General features: G+C 72.3%; 6 protein-coding genes. 5 read left to right on the top strand and 1 reads right to left on the bottom strand.

All coding sequences use genetic code 11. From position 1 onward, the window contains the following. Positions 1-87 precede the first annotated feature (87 nt). On the bottom strand, positions 88-861 hold the full coding sequence (locus ACWGE1_RS38920; RefSeq protein ID WP_453425199.1) for an AraC family transcriptional regulator: 774 nt from the start codon (positions 859-861) through the stop codon (positions 88-90). A 138-nt stretch (positions 862-999) separates the two neighbouring features. On the opposite strand from ACWGE1_RS38920, the gene ACWGE1_RS38925 reads away from it, so the two are divergent. The 5 genes from ACWGE1_RS38925 to ACWGE1_RS38945 all read left to right on the top strand — a co-directional run bounded on the left by ACWGE1_RS38925 (position 1000) and on the right by ACWGE1_RS38945 (position 7188). Beyond that, positions 1000-2049 (top strand): FecCD family ABC transporter permease, encoded by a 1050-nt coding sequence (locus ACWGE1_RS38925; protein ID WP_453425200.1) that lies wholly within the window; start codon positions 1000-1002, stop codon positions 2047-2049. Positions 2050-2054: 5 nt separating this feature from the next. Next, the gene (locus ACWGE1_RS38930) at positions 2055-3212 is read left to right on the top strand and encodes a FecCD family ABC transporter permease (RefSeq protein WP_453425201.1); all 1158 of its coding nucleotides are present in this window, start codon (positions 2055-2057) and stop codon (positions 3210-3212) included. Next, positions 3209-4036: an ABC transporter ATP-binding protein gene (locus ACWGE1_RS38935; protein WP_453425202.1), complete on the top strand. Its 828-nt coding sequence runs from the start codon at positions 3209-3211 to the stop codon at positions 4034-4036. The genes ACWGE1_RS38930 and ACWGE1_RS38935 overlap by 4 nt, the downstream gene beginning before the upstream one ends. 13 nt (positions 4037-4049) lie before the next feature. Beyond that, positions 4050-5099: an ABC transporter substrate-binding protein gene (locus ACWGE1_RS38940; RefSeq protein ID WP_453425203.1), complete on the top strand. Its 1050-nt coding sequence runs from the start codon at positions 4050-4052 to the stop codon at positions 5097-5099. A gap of 244 nt (positions 5100-5343) precedes the next feature. Further along, positions 5344-7188 (top strand): SIP domain-containing protein, encoded by a 1845-nt coding sequence (locus tag ACWGE1_RS38945; protein ID WP_453425204.1) that lies wholly within the window; start codon positions 5344-5346, stop codon positions 7186-7188. The last annotated feature ends 38 nt before the right edge of the window (positions 7189-7226 follow it).

Consider the following 7226-nt stretch of genomic DNA (forward strand, 5'->3'; position numbering starts at 1 on the left):
CCACACCTACAACCACCACCGCTGCCACACCGCACTCGCAGGCAAGCCACCCATCAGCCGCGTGAACAACGCTGCGGGTCAATACACCTAGGCCGACCTGTCCAGCGAGCTGCGCACGTAGGCGCCGGGCGTCTGCCCGAAGTGGCGGCGGAAGGCCAGGATGTAGCCGTTGGTGCTGACGAATCCCACCCGGGCGGCGACGGTGCTGACCAACTGGCCCTGTTCCAGCAGGCTCAGCGAGTGGTTCAGCCGCAGCCGGGTGCGCCATTCGGAGAAGGCCATCCCGGTTTCCGCGCGGAAGGCCCGGCGCAGGCTGGTCGAGCTCGTGTAGAGGTTCTCCGCCCACTCCGTCGCGGTGCGCGGGTCGCTCGGGGTGCGGGCCAGCTCCCGCGCCACGGCGCCGGCGGTGTGGCTCGTGGGCTGCGGCAGCGGAAGGCAGTTGCGGTGCCCGGCGGACAGCGCGGCGAAGACCTCCGGGTCGTCGTCCTCGGCCCGGGTGCTGCGCATCCGGCCGAGGACCAGGCGGCGCTGCGCGTCGGTGATGTTGATCGTGGTGACGTCCTGGTACGGCAGCTCGAACAGCTCCGCGTCGAAGGCCTCGGCGGCGATGACGGAGTCCGCTCCGAACCGTGCGCTGTGCGCGATGCCCGCCGGTATCCACAGCGCCACCGACGCGGACAGCTCGTGGTCCCGGCCGAGCGCGCTGACCACGATCCGGCCGACCGGAACGTGCAGGAACTGGTGGAACTCGTGGACGTGCAACGGGTGTCCGCCCTCGGCGATGAAGTCGTCATCGGCCAGGGGCACGGAGTCCGCCCGGGTCTCCTCGTCTCGCACGCCGCGCAGTCCCGTCTCGGCCACAACATCCTCCCCCTACGGCAGGGGCCGCGTTCTTGACCCCTGATTGTGAGCGGTTCGCCTCCGGCATTGGACCGGACCCCGCTTTGGTAAGGCTAGCCTAACTTCGAGCTTGAGCAGGTGAGGAGTACCCGAAGACCCATGAAGCAATCGGCTTCGCCGGCCGCACCACCGACCCCGACGCCCGCGAGGCCACGTTTCTCGCGCGCAACGGTGGTCGTGGTGCTCGCCGGCCTGATGGTGGCCGCCGTGACCGTCGCGAGCATCGGCCTCGGTGCGCGTGACATCTCTCCACTGGAGATCGTGCGGATCGTGCTGCACCCCGGTGCGGAGGGCTACAACGGCGACGTCCTGTGGACCGAGCGGATCCCCCGCACCCTGCTCGGCCTGACCGTCGGGGCCTCGCTGGGCGCCTCCGGGCTCATCATGCAGGCACTGACGATGAACCCCCTGGCCGAGCCCGGCATCCTCGGCGTGGAGCAGGGCGCGGCGGTGTTCGTCGTGCTCGGGATCCTCTTCCTCGACGCGTCGAGCGTGCAGGGCTACTTCTGGATGGCGCTGACCGGCTCGGCGGTGACCGCCGTCCTGGTCTTCCTGATCGGGACCCGCACCAACGCGGGCAGCAGCACGATCGGCCTCGTCCTCGCGGGCGTCGCCGTCGCAGCGGTGATGTCCTCGCTGATCACCCTGCTCGTGGTGCGCGACGAGGCCGTCTACGCCCACCTGCGCTTCTGGTCCGTGGGCCAGCTCACCGGCCGGGGCCAGTTCCTGGGCCAGGTACTCCCGTTCGCCCTCACCGGCCTGCTGCTGGCGCTGCCGTTCGGGCGCACCCTGAACCTGCTGAGCCTCGGTGACGAGACCGCCCGCGGGCTCGGCATCCGGGTGGAGCGAGCCCGGCTGGCCAGTGCGGCCGTGGCAGTGCTGCTGTGCGCGGCCGCCACCGCGGCCGTGGGGCCGGTGGCCTTCGTGGGACTGATCGCCGCACACACGGCCCGGATGCTCGTGGGGGCGGACCACCGCTGGTCGCTGCCGCTGTCCATGGCCTGCGGGGCCGTGCTGCTCGTCGCGGCCGACACCGCGGGACGGCTGGTCATCGACCACGGCGAGATCCAGGTGTCGGTGATGACCGCCCTCGTCGGCACCCCCTTCTTCGTGTGGCTCGCGCGCCGCCGCGATCCGGTCCGGATGTGAGTGACATGCCACAGACCCACGAGACACGGAGCCACGGGACACAGGCCCGTGGGCCACAGGCCCCTGAGACACAGCCCCGTGAGCCACGGACCCCCGACGAGAGCTGCGGCGACACCACGACCGGACACCGGGCCGCCACCGTGGCACGGCTGCGCGGCGCCCACCGGGCGGGCAACCGCCGGGCCGCGCTCGTGGCCTGCGTACTCGCCTTGATGCTGCTCGCGCTGCTCGTCACCTCGGTGCTGCTCGGCGGGGTCGAGCGGATACCGGCGGGCGACATCCTGCCCGCCGCCTTCGGGATGCGCACCGGACTCGCCGACTACGTCATCTTCCGCATCCGGATGCCGCGCGCACTGGCGGCGCTGCTCGCCGGAGGGCTCTTCGGCCTCTCCGGCGCGCTGTACCAGCGGCTCATCCGCAACCCGCTGGCCACGCCGGACATGGTCGGCATCTCGGCGGGCGCCGGAGCCGGCGCCACCACGATGCTGCTGTTCGCCCCGGCGGTCCCCTTCGGGGCCGCCCTGGCCGGCCTCGGCGGGGCCTTCGCCCTCGTGGTGACGGTGCTCGCGCTGAGCAGGCGCTGCGGGAGCGTGGACACGTACCGCATGGTCCTCGTGGGCATCGGCCTGAGCGCCGTGTGCACCGCCTACGTGAACTACCTGTTCACGGTGGCCGGGCAGCACGGGATCGCACAGGTGATGCGCTGGCTGGTCGGCAGCGTCAACGACGCCACCTGGGACGGGGTTTCCACGCTGGCGGGGGCGCTCGCCGTGTGCGGGCTGTGCACCGCGCTGCTGCACCGCTCCCTGGGCAGCATGGCCCTCGGCGACCAGCTCGCCCTGGGACTGGGCACCCGGGTGGGCGCCGCTCGGATCGCGACCCTGCTGGTCGGGGCGGCGGCCGCCGCCCTCGCCACCAGCGTCACGGGCCCGATCGGTTTCGTCTCGCTGATCAGCGGGCCCATCGCGGTCCGGCTGGTCGGCGCCGACCGGTCCGTCGCCCTGGCCGTCCCGATCGGGGCCGTCATCGTCCTCGCCGCCGATGTCCTCGCCCAGCACGGTCCGGTGATCAGCCCGGTACCGACGGGCGTCCTCACGGCGCTGCTCGGCGCCCCCTACTTCGTCTGGCTGATCCTCCGGCGCGGCCAAGGAGCCACCGCATGAGCGCACGACCCGTACTCGCCTCCCCCGACGCCGGTTTCCGGCTCGAAGCCCGCGGCGTCAGCGCCGGATACCACCGCAAGCCGATCATCGAGGAGCTGTCCCTCGGGATCGAGCCCGGCAGGATCACCGCGCTGGTCGGCCCGAACGCCTGCGGCAAGTCCACCCTGTTGAAGTCGGTCGCCCGGCTGCTGCCCGTCGCGGCCGGCTCCGTCCTCCTCGAGGGACAGGACATCCACTCCCTGTCCACCCGCGAGGTGGCCCGGCGCCTGGGCATCCTGCCGCAGTCGCCGATCGCCCCCGAGTCCATCACCGTCGGCGACCTCGTCTGGCGCGGGCGCCATCCGCACCGCCGGTTCGGACAGCGGCGCACCGCCGCCGACGACGAGGTCATCGCGGACGCCCTGACGGCGACCGGCACGGCCGAGCTGATCGACCGCCCGGTCGACCAGCTCTCCGGCGGCCAGCGCCAGCGCGTGTGGATCGCCCTCGCACTCGCCCAGGACACACCCACGCTGCTCCTGGACGAACCCACGACCTACTTGGACATCGCCCACCAGATCGAGGTCATGGACCTCCTCGCCGACCTCAACGAGCAGGCCGGCAAGACGATCGTGCTGGTGTCCCACGACCTCAACCAGGCTGCCCTGTACGCCTCGACGATCGTCGCCATGCGCGACGGCCGGATCGTGCGCCGGGGCACCCCCGAAGAGGTCCTCACCGAGCAGACCGTGGCCGAGGTGTTCGGCCTGGACTGTCTCGTCGTCCCCCATCCCCGCTCAGGCCGGCCCCAGATCTTCCCCCTGGGCCGTCGTACCCCCGCATAGGAGAACCACCACCATGTCCGTGCTCAACAGAACGCGCCGCCGCCCGGCCCGCGCCCTCGCCGCCCTCACCGCGGCCGCCGCCTGCCTCGGCCTGCTCACCGCGTGCAGCGACGACTCGACCGCCGCCAAGGACAAGCCGGCCGCCGCCGGGGCCGACGTGTCCGCCGGCTTCCCCGTCCCGCTCACCAACGCGTGGGGCAGGAGCGAGGTCAAGAAGAAGCCGGTGAAGGTCGCCACCGTCTCCGACGGCGACACCGCCATCGCGCTGGCCCTCGGCATCGTCCCGGTGATCACCCCGGACGTCGAGGACGGCGGCAAGGTGCCCGAGTACAAGCAGCGCGCCATCGACAAGCTGGGCGCGGGCAAGCTGAAGACGTACGACGACAGCGACGGCACCGCCTACGAGGCCATCGCGGCCGAGGCCCCCGACGTCATCCTCGGCATGAACACCTGGGAGATGGACGCCGACTACGCCAAGCTGCAGCCGATCGCTCCGGTGGTCACCTTCGCCGACAAGGCGCACGCCGACACCCTCACCTGGCAGGACCGGCTGAAGACGGCCGCCAAGGCCCTGGGTCTGAGCGCCAAGGCGGACGAGGTCATCGCCGCGAACGAGAAGGCCACGACGGACGCCGCCGCCGCGCACCCGGAGTTCAAGGGCAAGACGTACACCTACACGGTCGTCCACCCCGAGCAGGTCAGCTTCATGTCCTACGCCGACCAGGACCCGGGCGTCTTCGAGAAGCTCGGCTTCACCAAGACCGACAAGGCGAAGAACTACGCGCCGAACAAGAACGCGGTGAGCCTGGAGAACCTCGACCAGCTCGACGCCGACGTCCTCCTGGTCACCTACCCCTTCGGTGACCGCGGCGTGATCAGCGCGACCGAGCTGGAGTCCAACAAGCTCTTCCAGTCGCTGAACGCGGTGAAGACCAAGCACTTCACGGTCATCCCCTCGGAGAACTCCCTCTCCTCGGCCATCGCCTACCCGGACGCGCTGAGCGCCCCGTGGGTGGTCGAGCAGCTCACCCCGCTCCTCGCGAAGGCCGTCGCCGGCCAGTAGCCGCCGCCGTCACCCGGCGTACACCGAGGCCCGTCTCCCGTGGGAGGCGGGCCTCGCCCGTCCCGGCGCCCCGGCCCGGTCCCCGTGGTGCCGGGCGCGGGCCTCGGGGCCGGGCCGGGGTCCGGGCGTCCGGATTGCGCGCGGGGTGTCAGTGCCGTGGTCCGCGGGTTGGATGCGGCGCGCTCCGGGCGACGTAGCGTGGCCGCAGCCGGGATCTGCCGGCCGGATGTGAAGGAGCAGTCAGATGTCCACCCGTAGTCCCCGCTCGGTCGTCACCTTCCCCATCGTGCTCAGGGAGCTGACGGTGTTGCGCGTCTCGGACGTCACGCCCGGGATGCGGCGGGTGACCCTCGGCGGGCCTCAGCTGCACGCCTTCGACCACGCGGGACTCTCCCTCCCGGCGCTGCGTACCGAGGGCTTCGACGACCACGTGAAGTTCTTCTTCGCCGAGGAGGGCCGGGAGCCGGTGCTGCCCCGGCAGAACGTGAGCAGCCTGGACTGGCCCTCGGACGGCCGTCCGATCTCCAAGGACTACACGCCGGTGCGGTTCGACCCGGTGGCCGGGGAGATCGACTTCGACTTCGTCCGGCACGAGGGCGGGATCGCCTCGTCCTGGGCGCAGCAGGCCGCTCCGGGCCAGGTGACGTGGATCGCCGGGCCGAAGATGTCGCACAGTCACCCCGAGGGGGCGGACTGGCTGCTGGTGATCGGCGACGAGACGGCGCTGCCCGCGATCGGCCGCTGGCTGGCGGAAATGTCCGAGGGGACCCGCGCTCGGGTGTTCGTCGAGGTCGGCGAGGACAGCCACCGCCAGGAGCTGCCGACGCGGGCCGATGCCGAGGTCACCTGGCTGGTGCGCGGTGGTGTTCCGGCCGGGCGCAGCGATCTGCTGGAGCGCGCGGTGCGGGACATGGAATGGCTGCCGGGCACGGTGTTCGTCTGGGCTGCCGGGGAGGCCGTCACCCTCAAGGGCATCCGGCGGCACCTGTCGGTGGACCGGGGCGTTGCGCGCGAGCAGACGCACATCACCGGTTACTGGCGCCGGGCCGAGGTGGCGCCCGGCCTCGCCGAGCCCGCCGACCCGGACGTCCTGGAGGGCGAGGACGCGCACGAGCGGCTCCACGAACTGACCGACCTGGCCCCCGGGCTGGCGATCCGCGTGGCCGTCACCCTGGGCCTGGTCGACCTCGTCTACCAGGGCGTACGGGAGCCGGCGGAGCTGGCGCGGCGCAGCGGTACCGAACCGCGCACGCTGGGGGCGCTGCTGAAGTACCTCGTGGAGATCGAGGTGTTCGAGGTGTCCGGCGACGGGTACCGGCTGACGCCGGTGGGCGAGGAACTCGTCGAGGACGACCATTCGTTGGAGGAGTACGACCTGCGCGGCGCCCAGGCCGCCTTCGACCTGTCGCTGGCGGGTCTCGCCGAGCGGCTGTGTTCGGGCGCGAACGGCTGCCGGACGTCGTCCGGCGAGACCCTGGCCGAGGCGCTGCGGACCGATGTGCGCCTCGGCGGTTCGGCCCGTGCCGCGATCGAGGACGAGGCGCGCTGGGTCTCCTCCGGGGTCGCCGGTGCCTACGACTGGTCGGCGGTGGGCGTCCTCGGTGCGTCGGGCAACGGCGCCGGTACGGTCGTCAACGCACTGGTCAAGGAGTTCCCCGGGCTGCGGGTGCGGCTCGCCGCCCTGCCGTCGGTGCTGGGCGTCGTCGGCGGACAGATCCTCGATCCCGAGGTGCTGCCCCGGGTGGAGCTCGTGGCGCAGTCCCATCCGGTGCCGTCGGGTGCCGGGACGCTGCTGCTCTGCCGGCTGCTGGAGTGGCTTCCGGACGAGGACGCCGTGCTGACGCTCACCGAGGCGGCGGCCGCGCTGCCGGCCGATGGCACTTTGGTGCTGGTCGAGCAGGTGGAGGCGGCGGACCCGGACGACATCGACGCGGTCCTGCACCACCTGCGGCTCACGGCGGCGTTCGGCTCCGGGCTGCGCCCGGTGAAGGACGTGACCGCGCTGGCGGAGCGCGCCGGGCTGACGGTGCGCGCGTGCCGCGACATCGGCTGGGACCACCGCCTGTGGGTGCTGACCCCGGCTGCCTGACCCCGGTTCGCCCGGGCCGGTCCTCCGGGGCCGGAGAC

The organism is Streptomyces sp. NPDC054932 (assembly GCF_053610205.1).

Bases quoted from the DNA above. Each gene is read 5' to 3' on its own strand.
- ACWGE1_RS38925 (WP_453425200.1), top strand. From the start codon at position 1,000: ATGAAGCAATCGGCTTCGCCGGCCGCACCACCGACCCCGACGCCCGCG.
- ACWGE1_RS38940 (WP_453425203.1), top strand. From the start codon at position 4,050: ATGTCCGTGCTCAACAGAACGCGCCGCCGCCCGGCCCGCGCCCTCGCC.
- ACWGE1_RS38930 (WP_453425201.1), top strand. From the start codon at position 2,055: ATGCCACAGACCCACGAGACACGGAGCCACGGGACACAGGCCCGTGGG.
- ACWGE1_RS38945 (WP_453425204.1), top strand. From the start codon at position 5,344: ATGTCCACCCGTAGTCCCCGCTCGGTCGTCACCTTCCCCATCGTGCTC.
- ACWGE1_RS38935 (WP_453425202.1), top strand. From the start codon at position 3,209: ATGAGCGCACGACCCGTACTCGCCTCCCCCGACGCCGGTTTCCGGCTC.